This window comes from Pseudoalteromonas sp. UG3-2, from assembly GCF_037120705.1.
In the GTDB taxonomy this organism is placed as follows: Bacteria; Pseudomonadota; Gammaproteobacteria; order Enterobacterales; family Alteromonadaceae; genus Pseudoalteromonas.
In genome coordinates this window covers 2,568,310-2,589,918 of sequence record NZ_JAWLJU010000002.1, presented here as the reverse complement: position 1 = coordinate 2,589,918, position 21,609 = coordinate 2,568,310, and the positions used below count along the sequence as shown (strand labels likewise).

Annotated in this window: 21 protein-coding genes; 9 read left to right on the top strand and 12 right to left on the bottom strand. The window is 46.7% G+C overall.

The window, feature by feature from the left end; all coding sequences use genetic code 11:
* Positions 1-49: 49 nt before the first annotated feature.
* Genes R3P39_RS14585 through R3P39_RS14575 form a run of 3 tightly spaced genes read right to left on the bottom strand, consistent with a single transcriptional unit; the run spans position 50 to position 4,702 of the window.
* Positions 50-1,090, bottom strand: coding sequence for an efflux RND transporter periplasmic adaptor subunit (locus R3P39_RS14585; protein WP_336568339.1), 1,041 nt, complete (start codon positions 1,088-1,090; stop codon positions 50-52).
* On the bottom strand, positions 1,080-4,385 hold the full coding sequence (locus tag R3P39_RS14580) for an efflux RND transporter permease subunit (RefSeq protein ID WP_336568337.1): 3,306 nt from the start codon (positions 4,383-4,385) through the stop codon (positions 1,080-1,082). The genes R3P39_RS14585 and R3P39_RS14580 overlap by 11 nt, the downstream gene beginning before the upstream one ends.
* 23 nt (positions 4,386-4,408) lie before the next feature.
* Entirely contained in the window at positions 4,409-4,702 is a 294-nt protein-coding gene (locus R3P39_RS14575) for an ArsR/SmtB family transcription factor (RefSeq protein ID WP_336568335.1), read from the bottom strand.
* A gap of 91 nt (positions 4,703-4,793) precedes the next feature.
* Between R3P39_RS14575 and R3P39_RS14570 the strand changes: the two genes are divergently transcribed.
* Both R3P39_RS14570 and R3P39_RS14565 read left to right on the top strand, forming a co-directional pair.
* Positions 4,794-4,985 carry a YgaP family membrane protein gene (locus R3P39_RS14570; protein WP_336568333.1) on the top strand — a complete coding sequence of 64 codons (192 nt, stop codon included), beginning with the start codon at positions 4,794-4,796 and terminating at the stop codon, positions 4,983-4,985.
* 40 nt (positions 4,986-5,025) lie between these two features.
* The gene (locus tag R3P39_RS14565; RefSeq protein ID WP_336568332.1) at positions 5,026-5,370 is read left to right on the top strand and encodes a rhodanese-like domain-containing protein; all 345 of its coding nucleotides are present in this window, start codon (positions 5,026-5,028) and stop codon (positions 5,368-5,370) included.
* A 51-nt stretch (positions 5,371-5,421) separates the two neighbouring features.
* On the opposite strand, the gene R3P39_RS14560 is transcribed toward R3P39_RS14565, so the two are convergent.
* Both R3P39_RS14560 and R3P39_RS14555 read right to left on the bottom strand, forming a co-directional pair.
* Positions 5,422-6,051, bottom strand: coding sequence for an OmpA family protein (locus R3P39_RS14560; RefSeq protein WP_336568331.1), 630 nt, complete (start codon positions 6,049-6,051; stop codon positions 5,422-5,424).
* Between the two features lie 74 nt (positions 6,052-6,125).
* Complete coding sequence (locus R3P39_RS14555) at positions 6,126-6,926, bottom strand: substrate-binding periplasmic protein (protein ID WP_336568330.1); 801 nt, start codon at positions 6,924-6,926, stop codon at positions 6,126-6,128.
* A 95-nt stretch (positions 6,927-7,021) separates the two neighbouring features.
* Here R3P39_RS14555 and chrA point away from each other — a divergent pair, with 95 nt between their 5' ends.
* Positions 7,022-8,152, top strand: a complete 1,131-nt coding sequence (gene chrA, locus R3P39_RS14550) for a chromate efflux transporter (RefSeq protein WP_336568329.1) — start codon at positions 7,022-7,024, stop codon at positions 8,150-8,152.
* 35 nt (positions 8,153-8,187) lie between these two features.
* On the opposite strand, the gene R3P39_RS14545 is transcribed toward chrA, so the two are convergent.
* The 4 genes from R3P39_RS14545 to speA all read right to left on the bottom strand — a co-directional run bounded on the left by R3P39_RS14545 (position 8,188) and on the right by speA (position 13,234).
* Positions 8,188-9,414, bottom strand: coding sequence for a mechanosensitive ion channel family protein (locus R3P39_RS14545; protein ID WP_336568328.1), 1,227 nt, complete (start codon positions 9,412-9,414; stop codon positions 8,188-8,190).
* Positions 9,411-10,331: an acetyltransferase gene (locus tag R3P39_RS14540; protein ID WP_336568326.1), complete on the bottom strand. Its 921-nt coding sequence runs from the start codon at positions 10,329-10,331 to the stop codon at positions 9,411-9,413. Before R3P39_RS14540 ends, R3P39_RS14545 begins: the two co-directional genes overlap by 4 nt.
* Positions 10,332-10,346: 15 nt before the next feature.
* Positions 10,347-11,222: an acyltransferase gene (locus tag R3P39_RS14535; RefSeq protein ID WP_336568325.1), complete on the bottom strand. Its 876-nt coding sequence runs from the start codon at positions 11,220-11,222 to the stop codon at positions 10,347-10,349.
* 131 nt (positions 11,223-11,353) lie between these two features.
* Positions 11,354-13,234, bottom strand: a complete 1,881-nt coding sequence (gene speA / locus R3P39_RS14530; RefSeq protein WP_336568322.1) for a biosynthetic arginine decarboxylase — start codon at positions 13,232-13,234, stop codon at positions 11,354-11,356.
* Positions 13,235-13,445: 211 nt separating this feature from the next.
* Between speA and speE the strand changes: the two genes are divergently transcribed.
* Entirely contained in the window at positions 13,446-14,306 is an 861-nt protein-coding gene (gene speE, locus R3P39_RS14525) for a polyamine aminopropyltransferase (RefSeq protein WP_336568319.1), read from the top strand.
* Between the two features lie 67 nt (positions 14,307-14,373).
* On the opposite strand, the gene hemE is transcribed toward speE, so the two are convergent.
* Positions 14,374-15,441: a uroporphyrinogen decarboxylase gene (gene hemE / locus R3P39_RS14520; RefSeq protein ID WP_336568318.1), complete on the bottom strand. Its 1,068-nt coding sequence runs from the start codon at positions 15,439-15,441 to the stop codon at positions 14,374-14,376.
* 468 nt (positions 15,442-15,909) lie between these two features.
* On the opposite strand from hemE, the gene rsd reads away from it, so the two are divergent.
* Complete coding sequence (gene rsd / locus R3P39_RS14515; RefSeq protein ID WP_336568316.1) at positions 15,910-16,383, top strand: sigma D regulator; 474 nt, start codon at positions 15,910-15,912, stop codon at positions 16,381-16,383.
* 166 nt (positions 16,384-16,549) lie between these two features.
* On the opposite strand, the gene fkpA is transcribed toward rsd, so the two are convergent.
* Complete coding sequence (fkpA, locus tag R3P39_RS14510) at positions 16,550-17,305, bottom strand: FKBP-type peptidyl-prolyl cis-trans isomerase (RefSeq protein ID WP_336568314.1); 756 nt, start codon at positions 17,303-17,305, stop codon at positions 16,550-16,552.
* A 301-nt stretch (positions 17,306-17,606) separates the two neighbouring features.
* Here fkpA and R3P39_RS14505 point away from each other — a divergent pair, with 301 nt between their 5' ends.
* Together R3P39_RS14505 and R3P39_RS14500 are read left to right on the top strand one after the other, a co-directional pair.
* A complete protein-coding gene (locus R3P39_RS14505) occupies positions 17,607-18,620 on the top strand; it encodes a WD40 repeat domain-containing protein (protein WP_336568312.1) in 1,014 nt (337 codons plus the stop codon).
* Entirely contained in the window at positions 18,613-18,825 is a 213-nt protein-coding gene (locus tag R3P39_RS14500; RefSeq protein WP_336568310.1) for a SlyX family protein, read from the top strand. Before R3P39_RS14505 ends, R3P39_RS14500 begins: the two co-directional genes overlap by 8 nt.
* Positions 18,826-18,854: 29 nt before the next feature.
* On the opposite strand, the gene R3P39_RS14495 is transcribed toward R3P39_RS14500, so the two are convergent.
* Positions 18,855-19,055 (bottom strand): YheV family putative zinc ribbon protein, encoded by a 201-nt coding sequence (locus R3P39_RS14495; RefSeq protein ID WP_336568308.1) that lies wholly within the window; start codon positions 19,053-19,055, stop codon positions 18,855-18,857.
* A 148-nt stretch (positions 19,056-19,203) separates the two neighbouring features.
* Here R3P39_RS14495 and R3P39_RS14490 point away from each other — a divergent pair, with 148 nt between their 5' ends.
* Both R3P39_RS14490 and R3P39_RS14485 read left to right on the top strand, forming a co-directional pair.
* Entirely contained in the window at positions 19,204-21,132 is a 1,929-nt protein-coding gene (locus tag R3P39_RS14490) for an ATP-binding cassette domain-containing protein (protein WP_336568307.1), read from the top strand.
* Positions 21,126-21,578: a TIGR02444 family protein gene (locus R3P39_RS14485; RefSeq protein WP_336568306.1), complete on the top strand. Its 453-nt coding sequence runs from the start codon at positions 21,126-21,128 to the stop codon at positions 21,576-21,578. Before R3P39_RS14490 ends, R3P39_RS14485 begins: the two co-directional genes overlap by 7 nt.
* Positions 21,579-21,609: the final 31 nt, after the last annotated feature.

Below are 21,609 nucleotides of genomic sequence, written 5' to 3'. Positions count from 1 at the left end.
AAGCAGGCTGGCGCATTGCTGCTAATGTGCCAGCCAACTTGCTATTTAACTAAAGTGCTAACACCTCACCGGCTGCAAGCCCACTGATGATGTGAGTGCGATTATCTCGGGTTTCACCGACACGTACATAGCGTTTGTGGATCTTACCTTGTGCAACCACTTTCACCATGGCTAACTGCCCTTGACGCAGTATGTATTGGCTCGGAATGGTGATCGCACTTTGCTCATTGAGTGGCAAATCGACTAGGGCATACATGCCTGGTATCACTTTTGGCATTAGCGCCATATCCAGCTTAATCCTAAAGTTGCGAGCCTGGCTATTGGCCAGTGGGTGCATCTCCGTGACCTTCGCTGGTTGAGTGATGTTCAGTGCAGGAATATGGACAGTGAATTGTTGGCCCAAATTCACCGCCGTAATTTGACTCTCTCTAACGGCGACTTGTACTTGCAGTTGCAGCGGATTAAGCAATGACACAATCGCTGTACCAGGGCGAAGTAAACTGCCCGGCTCTTTTAGGCGCTCGACGACTTTACCTGAAATGGGCGCCACAATCTGAGTGTAACCCAGAGCGACTTCTGCACTGCGATACGCCTCACTGAGCGCTTGCCCCTGCGCTGTCAGCTCATTCACTCTGGCTTGCCATTCATCCATTTGATTAATGGCCACCAAGCCTTGCTCATTTAGTGCTTTACTGCGGGCAAGCTGCTTCTTTGCTTGCGTTAGCTTAGCAGTATTGGCAGCCTGCTCAGCGGCCACTCGCTGTAATTGTGCCTTTAGCTCAGCATCATCTAGCGTTGCGAGTAGCTGTCCGGCTTGCACTTGATCTCCTGCGCGTACATTTAAGGTTTTAAGCTCAGCCAGTAAGCGGCTCGACACCAGTGTGTTTTGCTTTGCGACCACACTGGCTGGCAGTTGCTCAATCACCTGAAGAGGCGCTTTCTCAACCACGTAAGTCTGTCCTTGATACGCGCTTGGTAACGGTTTTTCACCGGGAGCCAGCTTGTCAGCGAAGCCTCCCGCAAGCCAAACCACCAGCAACAGTAAGCCGATAATAGCTAAGAGGGGATAAATAAACTGTTTACGAAGCATGATACGACTCCTGAGTTGACGAGGTGTTGGATGGATTAGCAAGTTCCGGTTTATTACGAAAGACTAGGTAATACACCACGGGTACCACTAACAGCGAAAACAAGGTTGATGCGATGATGCCAAAAATAATTGCCAACGCTAAGCCACTGAATACGGGGTCTAAAATAATCACTAAGTTGCCCAATAGTGTGGTGCCTGCGGTGAGCAAGACCGGCCTCATTCTGACACTTCCAGCTGCAATAAGCGCATCCAGTAATGCCATACCTGAAGCTCGTGATTGATTAATAAACTCGACTAAGATCAGTGAGTTTCTCACCACGATCCCAGCCAGCGCTATCATCCCTATCATTGCCGTAGCGGTAAATAATACCGGCTCGGGCGCGCCGGCGATGACCCGCTCACCAAACTGATTCAATAACCAAAAGCCCGGCATAATCCCTATCATCGTTAATGGAATAGCCGACATAATAATCAGCGACAAGCTGCTAGATGCCGTTTGCAATCGTAAAATGACAAAAATGGCCGCCAGCGCGAAAGCAAAAGCAATGCCCATATCACGGAATACATCAATGGTAATGCGCCACTCCCCTTCACCGGTAAAGGTATACTCGGTTCCCTCAGGCATAGACCAGCTCTGGCCACCACCACTATTTAAGAAGGTGCGTTGCGACCAGTGTGTCTGCTCGTTATGACCATTTTCATCTGCCACCACATCAGCGATAACGGCAGCTGGAGTACGACCATTGAGCTCTGCAAAGACATAAATCACTTCTTTGAGATCCTTGCGGTGGATAATGGGAGCGCTGGCAATGGTGGTCAACTCACCCAACTCAGCAATAGCAACCAAAGGCTGGGCTGCTTGTTCTAAGCCATACGCTTGCGTGGTTTTAGCCAACTCTTGACGACCACGCACCTGCAGCGCTAATAGGTTCTGCCATTGATTGCGGTCTTGATAACTCACCATTAGCTGCAAAGGCACTGGCGCGGCTTCGTTTTCCACGTATAAATACCCGGCCTGCACGCCACTGCTGGCAATGTTGAGCGCCTGGTTAACATCTTGAGTAGCGACGCCAGATAACGCGGCTTTGTGCTTATCCACCACAAAGCGCTGTAACACGGTCGGCTGTGCCATCGAGGTATCGACTTCAACCACATGTGGTTCGCGCTTTAGGCGTTCAGCTAACTGCTGTGCTGCCAATTGTTGTTGCTCTCGAGGTACAAAAGGATCGGCATACACCTCTGCAGCAAGGGTGCTCAAAACGGGAGGGCCCGGCGGCACTTCAACGACTTTAATGCGGGTCAATGGCTGATTCAGATGCTGCAACTTTTCACGCAAGCGCATGACAACCGCGTGTGATTGGTGTTCACGCTCAGCTTTATCCACAAGCAATACTCGTAACTCAGCCAAGTGACTGCCATAGCGTCGATAGTATCCCCTTACCATGCCATTAAAGTCCATGCTTGAAGGTTTACCAACGTACGCGGCAACATCCGTAACTTCTGCCACAGACCAAACAATATCTTGTACCTTGCGCGTCATTGCCGCAGTGGTTTCTAAGCTAGTACCCTCAGGCATATCAATCAGTACCTGCACTTCGCTTTTATTATCAAATGGTAGTAACTTAAGTGGCACGGCACGAAAAACCGGCAGGCTGGCACTTGCTACAAACAGCCCAAGTACCCCCCATAATACCCATTTCGCTCGTTTTGGCCGCGATAAAATCGGCAGCATAATACGCCCATATAGAGACTGACTGGGGCTTTGCTGCACAGGCATCACTTGCTTTTTTATTAGCTTTTTCGCGAGCCACGGCGTGACTAAAAAAGCCACTAAGGTGGAGGCAATCACACTGACTGGCACATTGAATGCCATTGGCGCCATATAGGGGCCCATCATGCCGGTGATAAAAGCCAGAGGAATGAAGGCCATAACAATGGTTAGGGTCGACATTAACAGCGCTGACTTTATCTCGCTCATTGCAGCAATGATGCTGCTGTCTTTGTCGTCATCATCGCTGTTATGAATAAAGCGGCTAATGTTATCGATACCTGTGATGGGATCGTCCACCAGCAACCCAAGAGAGAGGATCAAAGCAAATAAGGTAACGCGATTAATGGTATAGCCAAAAGCAAAATCCAGCCCTAGGGTAATGCCATAACAAATGGGCACGGCAAGGCCCACCACCAGCGCTGGGCGCCAGCCTAAAAAGACACCGACAAAGACCACCACAGTAAACACCGCAAATGCCAGACTTGAGGTCAGGTTATTGACTTTGTCATCGGCGGTATCACCGTAGTTACGTAGCACCGTCACCTTCACCTCAGGCGGCAAGAGTTGTTGCTGCAACTCGCTCATGAGCGCCAAACTTTGCTCTGCCACCGTCACTGCATTACTGCCTTTTTGTTTCGCGATACTGAGCGTGACCATAGGGGCATTTTGTTGCTTACCTTGGCTTGCTAACCACTGATAACTGGTGGCTTCCGTTGGGCCATCGATAATAGTAGCAACGTCTTTTAAGTAGACACTCTGACCATTAATGACATTCACCACTAACTGCTCAAGTGCCGTTTTATTCCGTAGCACATCGCCAGATTCAAAACGGATTGCCTGACTTCCTGCGACAACTTGGCCCACCTGCTCGACTTGATTTGATGCTTGAATGGCGCTGAGGATATCCATAGGGGTGGTTTGATGCGCGGCTAATGCGGTTAAATTCAACTCAACTCGCAGTGCACGAGTTCGGCCTGAGATCACCGTCACTTCGTTGGTGTCGGCAATGGTCTGTAACTCTATAGATAGTTCTTGGGCAAAGCGTGTGAGTTCATAATCACTATAGCGCTCAGGATCCTCGCTACTGAGCCCTAGCATCAATATCGGCACATCATCCACTTCAATAGGCCGAACTTGCCAACCCTTTACTAATCCCGGCATCTGATGTTGGTTCGCATACAGTTTAGTGTACGTGTTGAGGATGGCTTTCTCGCGGTCTTCTCCCACATGGAAGCGCAGAGTGACGACCGCACCACCGGTTTGCGTGGTAGAGTACACATGCTCCACTCCGGGTATTTGCAGCAATAACTTTTCCAATGGAGTCGTCACCAAACGCGCCACTTCAGGCGCAGCGGTGTTGGGCACTGCAACGTGAATATCGAGCATAGGCACCACTATTTGTGGCTCTTCCTCACGAGGTGTCATTTGCAGCGCAAAAATTCCTACCACCACAGCAACAAGGAAGAGCATAACAGGTATGCTCCCCTGTAAACTGCGTTTAATGGCACTATCTACTTTTTCCATAACCACTCTTTACCTATTTGCTCTTAAGCACAAAATAATTGATATAAGCTTTCCAGTAATAGCGCGACTTTGGGATCACTGACACGATAGTAAATGGTGGCTCCCTCGCGCCGCGTGGTCACTATGTCTGCCTTTCTCATACTCGCCAAATGCTGGGACAGTGCAGACTGTGCTAGGGGCACGGCCTGATTTAATTCACTGACGCTTAGCTCCTGCTTTTGCAGTGAGCATAAAATCATTAGGCGATTTTTGTTGGCCATTAATTTCAGTAAAGCTTCCGCTTGTTCAGCGTTCTCAGCCATTTGCGACAGGTCCATAACGGCTCCTCAGATTTATTTTAGAACAAAGTATAGACAAAAAGATTAGCAAAGTCTAATATTAGAAAACACTAATATTACGGAGCGACTTATGACACTTCATCCTTTATTGCGCCTGATAGCAGGCGTTATGTTTGCAGTATCACTGCTATTAACCCACTATGTTGATCCTAGCTGGGTTTGGTTCAGTGTTTTTATTTGTGTAAACCTAGTGCAGTCTGCATTCACTCGCTGGTGCCCCATGATCACCATTTTGAAAAAGTTGGGTATTCAAGAAGGCTAATGCCATACTGAACAGCAATTAGCAGAAAAAGGAGAGTATCATGCTCAATTCAGTGCAAGATGTATTAAAAACGGTCAAGCCTAATCAACGTTGTGTCGATGCTAAACAGGCAAAAGCGGAAATTGCCCAAAATCAGGGGCTACTGATTGATGTAAGAGAACCTGGGGAGCACCAGCAAAAGGCAGCCAACGAGGCGGTCAATATTCCCCGTGGATTATTGGAGTTTAAGCTGCCGGAAATAGAAAAAGATGCCAATAGGCCGATTTATTTGCATTGCGCCGCAGGTGGGCGAGCGGTATTTGCTGCTGAGCAGCTCACCCGCCTAGGCTACACCAACGTCACTGTCATTACTTGTAAAGCCGACGTAATTTGTGAAACCTTTTGATTAAAAACAGAGTACGAGAGTAATCACTTACTCTCGTACTCTGATATGAAATTATGAAGCGCGGTTAGGGACAATTTTTATTTCAACACGGCGGTTTTGCGCGCGCCCTTGCTCAGTACCATTACTGGCGATAGGTTGAGTCTCCCCCATGCCTTCGGCGTATATTCGCGCTGCTAATACTTGCTGCGATAGCAAATAGCGTTTTACGCTCTCAGCTCGCTGCTCTGACAAGGTTTGGTTAAAGCTGGCTGTGCCTGTGGAGTCGGTATGACCAATGATGTTGAGGTAGGTCTTGTCGTACTGCTTCATTACCTTCGCAATCCCTTGTAAGGTACTGTAAAAGTTTGGGCTAATACTGGCTTGCTCAGTTGCGAACGTAATATTAGAGGGTAAGATCAGGCGCATTTCATTGCCTTCTCGCACTACTTTCACCCCACTGCCCGCAAGCTCTTGATTCATTGCCGCTTCTTGCTTGTCCATATAATTGCCGATCGCGGCGCCAGCAATAGCTCCTACCGCAGCACCAATGGCTAAACGTTTATCTTTATGATTACCCGTTGCTTTACCCAGCACGGCACCTGCTGCCGCACCGATGGCAGCCCCTTTGCCAGTATTATTCATTTCACAGCCAGATAACGCTACGGCAACCGCAGCACCAATCAATACTTTTTTTGCCAACATAACACGCATCCATTTATTTAAAGTTAATACTATTGTTGCAACGTCGTATGAATACTTGCTGAAGCATCTGAGGATTAGGGGTTAGTTTCTCCCGCTGGGGTGTCAGCATTATCCATTGTGACGGGGGGAAGTTGATATTTAGCCACTATGGCATCTAGCTGTTTTGCGCTCGTTAGTTGTTTCATCGAAGCGCGGATTTTCTTTGCCAATGGGGTCTTGTGGAAGTTTTTGCTCATCGCCATATAACCATAAATTGGCTGGGTATGGCGGTAATTCATTTTCCGCAACCGCTCGATTGGTTGCTGTAGCACGGACATTGCCACCTCTGCAGTATCTTCCACGGCAATAACCAAATCCACACGCTCTTTGAGTAATAGGTCAAAGGCAATCTGCTCGCTAAACACCGGTACTTTATTCAGTTGTCTGTCGTCATCAAATTTTGGATAAAAGGCTCCACCGCGCATCACTGCAATGCGTTTCGCGTATAAGTCTTGGTAGCTCTCTACTTGAATATCGCTGTCGCGGTTGGCGTAAAACACAAAGGATGAATAGAGTGTCATATAAGGTGGCTCGACAAACTCTATCAGTTTTTTTCGTTGTGCCGTTTTGATTAAGCCTCCCATGACATCCACCTCACCGCGCGCTAACATCCGAACGCAACGAGAAAATGGGCAAGGCACTGGATTAAGGGTAAAGCCGGATTTACTGTGGGCATTAATGCTGGCCAGAATATCAAGTATTAATCCTTCAGGCTTAGTATCCCCTTCAACGGTGCTGTAAGGTGGTGCATGGTCAATAGCAACATTGATTTCCGTTGCTACACTCGCGGTGCTGACAAGGAGCACGGCGATAAATGTAAAAAGCTTTAAGCCCATAAACTGTATCCCACCTGAGCTTTCATAGTAGAAAGTCATAATACTGTAATAAAAAACTGTAAGGATATAAGGTTAACGATATCACAAGGTGAACTATGTTTCTGAGAATTTTTTATCAATTTTTTCTACTTGGCTGCACCAGCTTTGGTGGCCCAGCTGCGCACTTAGGCTTCTTCAAGAAGCACTTTGTTGATAATTTACAATGGCTAAGCGCACAGCGTTATGCCAACATGATTAGCCTTTCACAAATTTTACCTGGTCCAGGCTCCAGCCAAGTGGGTTTTGCCATTGGCCTAGAAAAAGGCGGAGCACTTGGTGGCTTAGCGGCATTTTTAGGTTTCACCCTGCCCTCTTTTTTGATTATGACCGTACTAGCACTTACGGCAGAGCAATTATCGGGCTCGGCATTGGCTGTCATATACGGACTCAAGCTGTTTGCGGTAGTGATCGTCGCAGATGCTGTACTAGGCATGGCAAAGAGCTTTTGCAAAACCACAGCACTCAAAGTGGTGACCTTTTTTGCCACTCTGGCTTTACTATTGTTACCCAGTTTAAGCTCTCAGCTCGGTGTTCTAATTGTCATTGCCATCGCTGGGTATTTTTACTCTTTTAGCAATGCTCCCTCAGAGCAGCACTCAACCTCAGGCAACACCAACTGGGCTGTGCTTGGCCTTTTTGCGGCCTTATTTCTACTCACCTTTTTGAGTTTACCAAGTGCCATTTTTGCTGAGTTTTATCAGGCTGGTGCCTTAGTGTTTGGTGGCGGCCATGTGGTACTCCCCTTACTGCAAACCAGTGTAGATAACCTTCCACAGGAGAGCTTCTTAACCGCTTATGCCGCCGCTCAGGCGATCCCAGGTCCCATGTTTACTATTGCTAGTTTCTTGGGAGCCACGGTGAACAACACTCATCCCTTGATAGGCGCCAGTATTGCTACGGTGGCTATCTTCTTACCGGGGTTACTGCTGATGTGGGCCTTTATCAATCAATGGCAACGGCTTATTGCCATGCCGAAATTTGCCAGCATTAGCGCCGCCCTCAATGCCGGTGTGGTGGGGATTTTAGCCGCTGCATTTTACCAGCCTATCTGGCTTGCAGCCGTGCACAGTGTCACGGATATTGTTGCTGTGGCACTAGGCTTTGCGGTATTAAAATGGCTCAAGCCGGCCATCTGGCAACTTTTACTTGGTTTTGTGGTATATGGCTTAGTGGTGGGTAACTTATAACTAGCTAAGAGGCCCAAACGGGCCTCTGCTTTTATTTATTGCTGCTCAATCTTGCTCGCCGACGCCTTAACTTTGACTCGATGGGCACCAAAATAGTCGCTGACACTTTGATAAGGTCTGAGGCCAAAGCTTGGCATCACACTTAACATATAATCCAGTATATCGGCCTGCAAATGCTCATAAAAAACCCAGCGTTTATCACTGCTAAAGCAATAGAATTCCAATGGTAAACCATGGTGCGTTGGAGCCAGCTCCCTCACCATGCATAAACAATCTGGACTGATGGCTTCATGCTGTTTTAAATAGGCCTCGGCATAGCGCCGGAACAGCCCCAGGTTAGTGATGTCTGTTGGCACAGATTCAAGCTCACTAAGTAACGAGTACTGCTGGTATAGCTGTGCTTTTCTATCCTCGTCTAAGAGTTCAATACTGGTAAAATCGATATGTATCGCACGCTTGATGCGTCGCCCCGCAGACTCTTGCATGGCGCGCCAATTTTTAAATGAGTCGGAGATCAGCATATAGGTAGGGATCGTCGTCACGGTATTATCCCAGTTCTGAACTCTCACCGTGTTCAACCCCAAATCAATGACCTCTCCATCTGCCCCAAAGGCATCTACTTGGATCCAGTCACCGGTGGTCACCAGGCGGTTCGCCGCAATTTGGATACTGGCAACCAAACCTAAAATGGTGTCTTTGAACACCAGTATGATCACTGCCGCAATCGCACCAAAACCAGATAAGATATAGGTTGGCGACTTATCCACCAAAATACTGACAACTAATATCGTACAAACAATAAAAATCATCAGCTTAATCACTTGAACAATGCCTTGTATAGGCACTTCTTTGGCAAATGGGAAGAGGTTATAAACGCCGTTGCCAAGGTTAACTAGACTACTGAGTAAGAACCCTGCAGCAATCACCAACAATAAATAGGCGAACGTTTCAATGACCCCGAACACCCATTGCGGCGCCACAAACAAGCGCTCATGATAAGCCGAGAAAACCAATAAACACAGTACCAGCGCAAAGCGACCGCTGAACTTGCTCAGTTGTGGCCCGAGGTGACCAATTTTGCGCGGTGATACCCGCGTCAATAAACTCTCAACATTTGGTAAAACCAAACGGCGAACGACCCAGTAAAGTAACATTAACCCCAGCGCCGCAACGCCATTGGTTACCAATGCGCTAATGACTGTGCCTTGGGGTACTGCTTCAAGCCAAGGCTGTACAACATCATGAAGGTGATCAAACTTCATAGTTGCTCTAGCTCCTCATTTAGCGGCTGTTCAGGCCTTGCCTGTTCTAACCGGTGGGCTTCAAGTTGGCTATCTTTTTGCAGCCAAAGCTGATTAATAAAATCTTGGAATTGCACCCGATAGGCTTTGTCTTGTTGGTAGTTCCCCAATGGGATTTGGCTCATGTCGAGGAACTCCAGCTTGACATCAATGGCAGCCAGCCGCCCTTGCATAAAGGAACGGCAAATATGCTCACCTTCAAGATCATAGGCGAGCGTTGCATTGAGCATACCATCAAGCTGCTCTGCCAACACTTCTAAAGCAAAAGCCACACCACCGGCTTTGGGTTTTAGTAAGTGTTTAAAGCCACTTTGCTGCTTATGATGCTTACTTCTAGTGTAGCGTGTGCCCTCAACAAAATTAATTACAGTGGTGGGATGGTCTTTAAAGTTACGACAGCTGGCTTTGGTTCGCGCCACGTCCATGCCTTTGAGTTTAGGATTTTTGGCGATCTGTGCTTTGCTAGCGCGCTTCATAAATGGCATCCCCATCGCCCACGCGCCAGTGCCAATAAATGGCACGTATTTTAATTCATCTTTTAAGAAAAACTTAGGAGCTGGTAACACGTCTAACGCACTGAGTACCACAATATCTAACCAGCTTAGGTGATTGGCAATAAGCAAATACCACCCCTGCGATTGCAGTTCTTTAGGTAGCTTAACCGAGATAGTGTCGCAGGCGATCTTAAGCCCGATGTAATTGCCTTTACACCACATACCGTAAAAGAAATGCAATGCGGTGGAGATAAACTTAAGCGGTAGCAATAGTTTTACAATGCCAAATAGCAACACCAATAGGCCACAAACAAAAGTATTCATTAACAACCAAGCACTGGCTGATAGGCCTAAAAACCACTTTGGTAATACTTGCTTTAACATTACTCTATCCCTCTACTATTGTTTGTCGGCAAGCTCCGCAATTTGCGCATCTTTGGCTTGCCACAAGGTATTAAGCTCCGACTGAAAGCGAACCCTAAACTCAGGGTCGTTACTATAATCGCCGATTAAGTTTGCACTGACCGGCATTACTTCCACCTGAACATTCACTGACTTTACCTTGCCGGCAATGAAATCTGCAAACGTTGGTACGCCCTCTGGATAATGGATAGTGACATTCACTACCTTGCTGATTTGCTCCCCCATGGCCTGCATTACAAACGCAATTCCCCCCGCTTTAGGCTTTAGCAGGTGATTAAAGGGACTTTTTTGCTTACTGTGCTTGTACTCGGTGAAGCGAGTTCCCTCAACAAAGTTGACAATACTGACCGGCATGGTTTTGAATTTTTCACAGGCTTTACGGGTTGTTTCGATGTCCTTACCACGCAATTTCGGGTTCTTTTTTAACTGTGATTTGCTGGTACGTGTCATAAACGGGAAGTCTAGCGCCCACCAAGCCAAGCCTAATACTGGCACATACAGCAGCTCCTTTTTTAAGAAAAAGTTCAGAAACGGGATCTTGTTATGAAAGACCCGTTGTAATACTAGGATGTCTACCCAACTTTGATGGTTGGCGATCACCAAGTACCAATCTTTTGGTTTTAACTCATCTAGCCCAGATACATTCAGTTGGTATGGCGCAATTAAGTTCTGGCTTAGGGAGTTGCAAGCGACCCACTTGTTGGCGCACCACTTAGCGACCAAGCTCATCGCCTTTTGTAGCAATGGAATTGGCAATAACTTGATCAAGCCACAAATAAAAATAGGCACAAACCAAAAAATGGTGTTGATAGTATAAAGTAGCAAACTAAGCAGCTTACGAATTAACGACATGCATTCCCTCATCGCATTACAGTATTCATTATTATTGGCGTATGGCGTTATCATACCGCGAAAGTTGGTGACAATTAAGCCGACCAGTTAGTCGGCTCGCTTGTTATCAACAAAATTTCAGTAAGACGGTACTAGTCCTCAAAATAGGTATAGCCTTGCAACCCGGCATTTAGTTCTTGCAGGTACTGCGATTTAATGGCTTCTGGCAACGTCAGTGCAGCGATTTTCTCCGCGTAATTACGTGACAAATCGTCCTTATCGTAGTGAACAAACTTGAGTACATCTTCCACACTGTCCCCTTTAATGGCATTAGTCAGCTTGTAGCCATCGTCACTGAGCTCAAGGTGAACTGAATCGGTATCGCCAAAGAGGTTATGTAAGTCTCCTAAAATTTCCTGGTAAGCACCCACTAAGAACATCGCAATGTGATACTGCTCACCGTGCTTGTACTCAGGAATGGGTAAGCTAGATTCAATTCCTGCGCCCTCCACATAACTGTTGATCTGACCATCCGAGTCACAGGTAATATCTTGAATAACCGCACGTTGCGTCAGTGGTTGGTTTAACTTATCAATCGGCATTACGGGAAACAACTGATCGATCCCCCAGACATCAGGCAATGATTGAAACAGTGAAAAATTCACAAACAGTTTATCGGCGAGTTTTTCGTTTAGCTCATCCAAGACCTCACGATGAGCGCGGGCATTGTCGGTTAAGCTATCACGCACACGATGTAACGTTGTGAAATACAGCTGCTCCAGTTGCGCCCACTCTTGCATACTGATTAGACCATGAACATATTGATCATGGGCGTCAGAAAATAAGTGCATGGCATCATGGTAGGTCTCTAACGCCATTCTGGGCGTTAACCGAGTTAACGACTGCCATAGCTCCTGTAACACCAACGGAGAGGAGGCATGAGGCTGCACAGGCTCCAACTGGTTTGGTGCTTTTTCAATGTCGATAACATCGGTGATCAGCATGGCATGATGTGCCGTCAGCGCTCGGCCAGACTCAGTAATAATATCTGGATGGGGTAACTGATTGAGCTCAGCCACCTCATGAAACGCATGCACCACATTTTTAGCGTATTCCGCCACGCTGTAGTTCATAGAGCAGGCACTGCGTGAACCCGAGCCCTCATAGTCGACACCTAAGCCGCCACCAACATCAACGGTGCGCAGCGGCACGCCCATTTGATATAACTCAGCGTAATGCCGTGCACATTCTTTTAAGGCTCGTTGAATATCGCGAATATTCGCTACTTGAGAGCCAATATGAAAGTGCACCAATTGCATTAAATGCAAGCGGTTATGCGACTTAAGTAACTCAATGGCTTGTAATACTTGGCTGGCAGTCAGGCCAAACTTGCCTTTTTCGCCACCGGTATTTTGCCATTTGCCTTTACCGACAGAGTTTAAGCGAATGCGAATGCCAATGGCCGGTTCAACCCCTAAGTCCTCAATTTCTTGCAATAAAGTGTCTAGCTCCGAGAGCTTTTCTACCACAATGTTAACGTGGTGGCCCATGGCTTGACCAATACAGGCTAAACGCAAAAACTCGCTGTCTTTGTAACCATTACAAACAATAGTGATGGGTTGTTCGGCAATGCCAAGAATGGCCATTAATTCAGGCTTTGAGCCGGCCTCTAGCCCCACTAAACCACTGGGGTGAGCTAACAACTTACTGACCACAGAGCGCTGCTGGTTAACTTTGATTGGGTAAACGCAGGTGTATTGACCTTGATAGTCTCGTTGCGCTCTTGCCTGAGTAAATGCTTGAGTTAAGGTATCGACTCGGTGCTTTAAAATATCGGTAAATCGAACTAACACAGGCAAGGTGAGCCCTTGTGCTTTGAACTGCTCAGTCAGTTCTAATAGAGTAATGGCAGGTTTGGTTCGATCGCCATCCGGAAACGCCACCAATTGGCCTTGGTCATTAATATCAAAATAGCCGTCACTCCAATGAGTAACATTATAAACAGAACGTGCGCTTTGCAGACCCCAAGTCATTACAACTCTCGATTAGTGCTTCATAAAACCTCATTCTAATACGCGTGTAGCCCCTTTGCGACCAAAAAATAAAGGCATAGATAAATTTTGTCTTGTTTGCAAAAAGCCGACACTAAACACGACAAAGTTGCCATTGTTGACTAAAATCATTTGAGCAAACCAGCAAGCGCTGGCAAAATTGCGACAACTAAACTCGAGTGTGAAAACAATCATGGCAAACTTAGAAGCAAACCGTTGGTTTACCGAAATTAGCGACCGCGATGGCAGCGCTTTTTCGCTCCGGATCAACAAAAAATTAGATGAAATTCAATCGCCATTTCAAAACGTTGAAATGTTCGAAACCACTGACTTTGGTAACCTGATGATCATTGACGGCTGTACTATGGTAAGTAGTCGTGAAAACTTCTTCTACCATGAGATGATGAGTCACCCGGCATTGTTCTCACACCCGGCTCCAAAAAATGTGGTCATTATTGGCGGTGGTGACTGTGGTACTTTACGAGAAGTGCTAAAGCACCCAGAGGTGGAGCAAGTCACACAAATTGATATCGATGAAGTCGTGACGCAAATGGCGTTGAAATACTTCCCTGAGCTCTGTGAAGCGAATGACGATCCTCGTGCCACTATAATGTTCGATGACGGCATTAAGTATATGCGTGAAGCCGAGGCCAACTCAGTAGACGTGATTATTGTCGATGGCACCGATCCTGTGGGGCCAGGAGAAGGCTTGTTTAACCACGCTTTCTATCAAAGCTGTTTAGCCGCACTTCGCGATGGCGGGATTTTGGTGCAACAAAGTGAGTCGCCACTGATGCATATGCCGCTGCTATTGGAAATGCGTGATGCCATGACCGACGTCGGCTTTGTCGACTTGCAAACATTACCGTTCCCACAGCCTATTTACCCAAGCGGATTATGGTCTGCAACCATGGCAAGAAAAGCGCAGCAATTTACTCACTTCCGTGAGCAAGATGCCGATGCAGCCACCTTTAATACCGAATATTATAATTCAGGTATTCATAAAGGAGCGCTTGCCACACCTAACTTTATGAAACGCGCGTTTAGCAAATAACGTAAACCGGCCGTACCCATAACAAAAAAAGGAGCCCGAAGGCTCCTTTTTTTGTGTTTTATTTATATTACTTTTGATGATACTGACGGCTGAATTCATGCACCGCGTTAATAAAGACACCTGCATTTTCTGGGTCGACATCTGGAGTAATACCGTGGCCCAGGTTGAACACATGGCCTTCGCCTTCACCAAAGCCGGCAAGAATGTGCTGCACTTCTTCACGAATACGTTCAGGTGTACCGTGTAACATTGATGGGTCCATATTGCCCTGTAGCGCAACTTTATCACCAACACGACGTTTAGCATCGGCAATATCAATGGTCCAATCCAGTCCCACAGCATCACAGCCCGTTGCCGCAATGGCTTCAATCCACTGACCGCCATTTTTGGTAAATAGCGTCACTGGTACCTTGCGACCATCGTTCTCACGAATTAAGCCATCAACAATTTTTTGCATGTATTGCAGTGAGAATTCTTGATAATCACGCGGGCTCAATACCCCACCCCAAGAGTCAAATATCATCAATGATTGCGCACCGGCTTGCACTTGCGCGTTTAAGTAGTCGATAACCGAATCGGCAACTTTATCTAGCAATAAGTGCAGTGTTTGCGGCTCGGCAAATGCCATTTTTTTGATTTTACCGAAGGTTTTGCTGCTGCCACCTTCAATCATGTAAGTGGCCAGCGTCCATGGTGAACCAGAAAAGCCTATCAGCGGAACTTCGCCTTTTAGCTCGCGACGAATTGTGCTCACCGCATTCATAACATAACCGAGCTCATCGTTAGGATCGAGCTTAGGCAGTTTTTTTACATCGTCAAGTGATTGGATTGGACGCTCGAACTTAGGTCCTTCACCGGTTTCAAAGTACAAGCCTAGGCCCATCGCGTCTGGGATAGTTAAAATGTCACTAAATAGAATAGCAGCATCTAGCGGGTAACGACGCAAAGGTTGCAACGTCACTTCGCAGGCTAATTCGGCATTTTTACATAGGCTCATAAAGTCACCAGCTTGTGCTCTCGTAGCACGGTATTCTGGTAGATAACGACCAGCTTGGCGCATCATCCATACTGGCGTGACGTCAACAGGTTGCTTTAGTAGCGCTCGTAAATAACGATCGTTCTTTAATTCGCTCATAGCGTCTCAGTTCCAATACTAATTTAATTGACCAAATTGTATCACTAACTAGACAGTGGCACTATCTAAACTAAGCACGGAAATCGTCCAATGTGATCTAGATTAAATTCAGCTTGATACGCGGTTTACACCAAATTTGATTACAAAAAACTAGAAACCCGTAATTAAACTGTTTGCAACACGATTAAAAGGTTGGTATAAAATTGTCGCGTTATAAAAATAACAATAAAAAACACCTTCAATAACAAAAAACACAACAAATACGCAACAAGCTAAACTGCTATCTTGAACCACCTTGAGGTTACCTCTTGGTGGTTTTTATTTTATATCCCTATGAATTTTCTAATATTACACTCTCAATAAAACACGAGTATGTTGATCTTTTTCAACATTTAGAGAAAAAGAGGTTGACCTTTGCGGCCGTTTCCCTTTCCATAGAGATAAGTTACCCGCTTTAGGAGAATCACTATGCTTTCGCAGTTAGAACAAGCCCAACAAAAATGGGGAGGCAGCCATAGTGTAATTGATGCATGGTTAGCAGAGCGTCAGGAACTATTGGTCTTATATTATAAAGTTGCAGGATGCTCACCTTCTCGAAATGGCAAAGCGCTACCTGAACAGGTCGATATCCAATCGTTTTGTCAAATCTTGATGGACTACTTGTCAGCAGGACACTTCGAAATTTATGACAACATTGTCGAAGCCTGCCAAGAAAAGGGGCCAGAAAGTGCCAAGCTGGCACAATCTCTGTACCCAAGAATTACCGAAACCACGGACGTCGCGCTGGACTTCAATGATAAATACGCTGAAGTGAGCCAAGATACCCAAATGCTAGAGGATTTTGATGCCGATTTGTCGACTTTAGGTGAAGCACTGGAGTTGCGCTTTGAACTTGAAGACGAATTAATCGATAACCTTTACGCCAACCATAGCGACGACTAGCCAAATCAGCGGGAACCAAGCACAAAAAAAGGTGAGATAGCTATCTCACCTTTTTTGTATTTAGCGTCTTTACGATCTTGCTTAGTTGTTTTAAATAAGCAAATATCAACCGAGCTAGTGTTAGGCTTACTGCCTTAAGCTAACTCGATATTAAGACTTAATACAATTATTCAGCTGGCTTTTCTGCTTCGCCATCTTCGATTTCAAGCAGTTCAACCTCAAATACTAGCGTTGAGTTAGCTGGGATCTTACCAAGGTCACGCTCGCCGTATGCCAGCTCTGAAGGAATAGTAAATTTGTATTTTGAGCCGACGTTCATTAGCTGCAAGCCTTCAGTCCAACCTGGGATAACTTGGTTTAAACGGAATGAAGCTGGCTCGTTGCGCGAGTATGAGCTGTCAAATTCACTACCATCTAGCAAGGTGCCTTTGTAGTGTACTTTTACCATATCGGTAGCGACTGGCTTTTCACCATCGCCTTCCGTCATGACTTCATACTGTAAGCCAGAATCCGTTACCGTCACGCCTTCTTTTTTGGCGTTTTCAGCTAGGTACTTTTCACCTTCAGCTTTGTGCTTCTTAGCATCAGCTTCGGCTTTCGCTGCTTGCTTTTCACGTACAGACGAGTCAAGTGCTGTTAATACTTCACGGATTTTTGCTTCATCTAATTTAGCTTCACCGGCAAGTGCGTCTTCAAAGCCACGCATTAATAACGCTTGATCTAGCTCGACACCCAATTCTTTTTTGTCAGCCAGATCTTTTTGTAGGAAGTTACCTACTGATGCACCAATACCGTACGCTTGTTGCTGTGCTTCAGTTTCCAGTTTAACTTCCGCTGGTTTTTGTTCTTCTGCTTGTTTGTTGCATGCTACTAGTGCTAAAACTGATGCTGCAACCAGTGACAATTTGATCGTCTGTTTCATTCTCAACTCTCCGACAGTCCCTACTATCAAAGCAATTACACTCATTGGCGCATGCCCGATATCCGGTGTCATTGTTAATTTTATATTAATAAGAAAAGGGGTTAGTCACACTAACATTCTCAACTTAAATTGCCAATATACTTGGCGCAATTCGCGCTCAGGTAAGATTGGCAGCTGACTAATTATTATCGCGTAACGACATTACGCTTTTAATACGCTAATATCAAAAATAATATCTTGTTTTTAAGGTCTTTAGTTTACCTTGGGCCGACACTGGAGTTAACAGGAACATACCTATTATATGGTCATTAAAACCAGCACAACGCGGTCTTTAACACTCTTTTCCAGCTTACTTGTTGTATTGCTACTTTCAGCCTGTGGCAGTGACACCTCAAAGGCAACGCTGACCGTTGAGCACGCCAGTCGCGGTGCTTTTTCTGCAGCGCTCTCAGCCGATGGCCGCTACAGTTTAGTGTCATCCATAGAGCATGGGGCCATGCTTTGGGATAATCAAGAGCACGGCTTAAAATACCAATGGCGACACTCATCAGAGCCAGACGAGCTGATCCACTCACTGGCCATCGCCAATGATAACTCCACAGCCGTCACCGCTGCCGATACCACCTTCGCTATTTGGAGTATCGATAGTGGCGAAAACCTCGGTTACTATGAAATCGAAACCGCCACCATTCGAGATGTCGCCATTAGCAACAGGGGCCAATTTTTATTAATCGCGCGCAGCGACAATGTCGTCGTTCACCTCGACTTAGAGAGCGGCAGGCGCATAGAGTTCCTCGGACACCAAGAAAATATCAACTCCATTGCGATGTCCCCTAATGGCCGTTTCGCGCTTACCGGCGGCAATGACTACAGTGCCTACTTTTGGGATACCAGAACCGGTCAAGTGATCCACCGCTTTAACCACCCCAGTCGGGTGACCAAAGTGGCACTGGATAATCAGGGCCGTTATGCATTTACCGCAGACAGTATGAAAAAAGCCAGTATTTGGCAGCTCACAACGGGTGAATTAAAGACGCAATTACAGTATATTGCCAGACAGAAGATATTCAGTGCCGTGCGCTTTAATGACAGCGCCACTTTGCTTGCCACCGGCTCTCCGAACCGCGAACTAATTTTGTGGCGGATTGAAGATGGTAAACGCCTGCAGACCTGGCGCGTACAACCCAGAGAAGGCAGTCGCCCCAAATCTGCCGTGGTATTCGATGTCGCTTTTCAGCAACAAGGTAAGGCATTACTAACAGAAAGCTCTAGCGGCTTATTAGAGAAATTTGAACAGGTGAAACACCATGAATGAATTAGAAAACCGGATCACCGAACTAGAAGCAAAAATTGCTTTTCAAGACGATACCATTGAAACGCTTAATGATGAGCTAAAAACCCACCAACAGCGCATGGCAAAAATGCAACGTCAAATTGAGCTATTAGCAGAAAAAATTAAGGAAGGAAAAGATCCCGGCATGATGCCTCAGCATCAAGAGCCACCGCCGCCTCACTACTAATTGGTAGGAGGCAGTGCGACTGACTTGAACTACTCTGGGGTAAATACCCCGATCACTTGCTCGAATTGACGAGTTGAGGCTTGGACCGCATCTTTAGGCTGGGTCATCACGTGGCCACATTCCACGCACTCAACTTTCTCCACCTCATTCTCTTTGTAGAGCATCATCACATCCAGCTTTTGACATTCTGGACAGCTGGCACCCGCAATAAAACGTTTTTTAACTTTCAATTTATCAGCCTCAATAGTTTATGCTGTAACAAGTGGCATCGCGCACAATTAGTACTATTTTACCCTAGTTTTAAATCTCTTGATACGCTTGTGGTTGCGGATCCGATCCGTGTTATCATGCCGGCAGAATACATAGGTCTTGAGAATTATGATCCAATTAACCGACATCGAGCTGCTACGTGGCAGTAAGACATTACTTAAACAAGCCAATGCCACTCTCTACCCACAACATAAAGTAGGGTTAGTAGGCGCCAATGGCTGTGGTAAATCTTCTTTGTTTGCGCTGCTCAAAGGCGAATTACAACTGGATGCCGGAGAGTTTAACCTGCCTAAAGACTGGTCCATTGCCTCGGTTAAGCAAGAAACTCCCGCATTAGATATCAGTGCCTTGGAGTATGTGCTGCAAGGACACCCAGAGTATTACCAATTGCGCACCATGTTACAGCAAGCCGAGCGCGATCAAGATGGTGATAAACAAGCCTATGCCCACCAACAGCTTGAGCATATTCAAGGCTACAGTATTGAGGCCAAAGCAGGTGAGTTACTCCATGGCTTAGGGTTTAGTAATGAGCAAATTGACTTTGCTGTCAGCGAATTCTCCGGTGGTTGGCGTATGCGACTTAACTTGGCGCAAGCACTGATCCGCAATGCGGACTTGCTACTCCTCGATGAGCCCACCAACCACTTAGACCTAGATGCGGTGTATTGGCTGGAACGCTTTTTACGCGGCTTTCAAGGCACACTGGTATTGATCTCCCACGACCGAGAGTTTCTCGACGCCGTAGTAGGAGAAATTTGGCATATTGATCAACAGCAAATCAATGTCTATAAAGGCCACTACTCGCAGTTTGAGCGGCAAAAAGCTGAACGCATGGCACAACAACAAGCTTTATACCAAAAGCAGCGAGAGACCATTGCCCACCTTGAGCAGTTCATTACTCGTTTTAAAGCCAAAGCCAGCAAAGCCAAACAAGCACAAAGCCGAGTCAAAGCGCTAGAAAGAATGGAGATGTTAGCACCGGCCCATGCAGACTCTCCATTCAACTTTGAATTTGCTAACCCGACTAGCTTGCCGAACCCCTTAATGACCTTAGAGCATGCCAAAGCCGGCTACGGTGATATCACTATACTGCATGATATCAAGCTCAACTTGGTGCCAGGCAGTCGCATCGCCTTGTTGGGGCGCAACGGTGCCGGTAAGTCTACCTTGATAAAATTATTAGCCGGTGACATCACACCACAGGCTGGGGAAGTTTTTCAGCATCAAGGACTCAACGTCGGCTATTTTGCTCAGCATCAATTAGAATCTCTGGACTTGAATGCCAGCGCCGTAACCCACATTCAACGTCTTGACCCTGAAGCGCCAGAGCAAGTACTGCGTGATTTTCTTGGCGGTTTTGCATTTCATGGCGACAAGGCGCTCGAGCCCGTAGCGCCGTTTTCCGGTGGTGAGAAAGCCCGCTTAGTGTTAGCCATGTTAGTGTACCAAAAGCCAAACCTACTGCTATTAGATGAGCCAACCAACCACCTCGATTTAGAGATGCGTCATGCACTGGTAATGGCATTACAAGGCTTTGAAGGGGCCATGGTGACGGTGTCGCACGACCGTCACATGTTAAAAAATACCGCGGATGAATTTTACTTGGTTGATAATGGCACCGTGTCACAGTTTGGCTATGACCTGGAGGCCTACTATCAGTGGTTAATGGAAGCCAACAAAGCCCAAAGTAAGGTAACTGACACCAGTGGTGAACAAAAACAGCATTCGAACGCTAACCGCAAAGAGCAAAAGCGCCTTGAAGCTGAGTTTAGAAAGGCTGTTCAGCCACTGAAAAAGTCCATCGATAAACTCGAAAAGCAATTAGATAAGCTCACTGCTCAAGCACAAGAAATAGAGCTCGCACTGGCAGACAACAGTCTCTACAGCGATGGTAATAAGGCCAAGCTTAATCAGCTACTCGCTCAGCAAGCAGAGGTTACACCGGCGCTGAACGATACGGAAGAGGCCTTGTTGCTGGCACTAGAAGAGCTGGAGGAAAAGCAACTCCACTTCGACAGCACAGGCGAGATATGTTAAGTCGCAGCGATTTTTGGCAATTTGCCTGCGACTGTTATGCCCGCCCGGGAATGCAACAGGCATTACTGGCCTTGCAAGATAAGGCCGCTAAGAATGTCAATCTCTGCTTGCTGTTATGTTACCTCGATGTCCTTGGCTACACCTTAGACCAAGAAGTAGTGAAGCGCTTAACTGACGCAGCGGAGGCGTTTGATAACCAAGTGCTGCGGCCACAGCGCGCAATCCGCCAACAGCTTAAGGCACACCACCAAGATTATGATAACTACGCCGCCATGCGCAGCGCCCTGCTTAATGCCGAGCTTACCTTGGAGCAGCGGCAGCAAGACTTATTATTGAGGGTATTGGAGCAGCACTCACTGCCGTCAATGCCGCAAAAAAACCGCACCAGCAACCTGCATCTCTACCTCTGTGAGACGCAAACACAACAGCTGCTAGCCCTGTTGTAGCCGTTTGTCATGGCAAAACCTGATCGAGATC

Coding starts and splice junctions, on each gene's coding strand:
- fkpA (WP_336568314.1), bottom strand. CDS start 17,305: ATGAAACAGACGATCAAATTGTCACTGGTTGCAGCATCAGTTTTAGCA.
- R3P39_RS14580 (WP_336568337.1), bottom strand. CDS start 4,385: ATGGAAAAAGTAGATAGTGCCATTAAACGCAGTTTACAGGGGAGCATA.
- rsd (WP_336568316.1), top strand. CDS start 15,910: ATGCTTTCGCAGTTAGAACAAGCCCAACAAAAATGGGGAGGCAGCCAT.
- R3P39_RS14575 (WP_336568335.1), bottom strand. CDS start 4,702: ATGGACCTGTCGCAAATGGCTGAGAACGCTGAACAAGCGGAAGCTTTA.
- R3P39_RS14555 (WP_336568330.1), bottom strand. CDS start 6,926: ATGGGCTTAAAGCTTTTTACATTTATCGCCGTGCTCCTTGTCAGCACC.
- speA (WP_336568322.1), bottom strand. CDS start 13,234: ATGACTTGGGGTCTGCAAAGCGCACGTTCTGTTTATAATGTTACTCAT.
- R3P39_RS14485 (WP_336568306.1), top strand. CDS start 21,126: ATGTTAAGTCGCAGCGATTTTTGGCAATTTGCCTGCGACTGTTATGCC.
- R3P39_RS14490 (WP_336568307.1), top strand. CDS start 19,204: ATGATCCAATTAACCGACATCGAGCTGCTACGTGGCAGTAAGACATTA.
- R3P39_RS14560 (WP_336568331.1), bottom strand. CDS start 6,051: ATGTTGGCAAAAAAAGTATTGATTGGTGCTGCGGTTGCCGTAGCGTTA.
- R3P39_RS14500 (WP_336568310.1), top strand. CDS start 18,613: ATGAATGAATTAGAAAACCGGATCACCGAACTAGAAGCAAAAATTGCT.
- speE (WP_336568319.1), top strand. CDS start 13,446: ATGGCAAACTTAGAAGCAAACCGTTGGTTTACCGAAATTAGCGACCGC.
- R3P39_RS14570 (WP_336568333.1), top strand. CDS start 4,794: ATGACACTTCATCCTTTATTGCGCCTGATAGCAGGCGTTATGTTTGCA.
- hemE (WP_336568318.1), bottom strand. CDS start 15,441: ATGAGCGAATTAAAGAACGATCGTTATTTACGAGCGCTACTAAAGCAA.
- R3P39_RS14545 (WP_336568328.1), bottom strand. CDS start 9,414: ATGAAGTTTGATCACCTTCATGATGTTGTACAGCCTTGGCTTGAAGCA.
- R3P39_RS14540 (WP_336568326.1), bottom strand. CDS start 10,331: ATGTTAAAGCAAGTATTACCAAAGTGGTTTTTAGGCCTATCAGCCAGT.
- R3P39_RS14565 (WP_336568332.1), top strand. CDS start 5,026: ATGCTCAATTCAGTGCAAGATGTATTAAAAACGGTCAAGCCTAATCAA.
- R3P39_RS14505 (WP_336568312.1), top strand. CDS start 17,607: ATGGTCATTAAAACCAGCACAACGCGGTCTTTAACACTCTTTTCCAGC.
- R3P39_RS14535 (WP_336568325.1), bottom strand. CDS start 11,222: ATGTCGTTAATTCGTAAGCTGCTTAGTTTGCTACTTTATACTATCAAC.
- R3P39_RS14585 (WP_336568339.1), bottom strand. CDS start 1,090: ATGCTTCGTAAACAGTTTATTTATCCCCTCTTAGCTATTATCGGCTTA.
- chrA (WP_336568329.1), top strand. CDS start 7,022: ATGTTTCTGAGAATTTTTTATCAATTTTTTCTACTTGGCTGCACCAGC.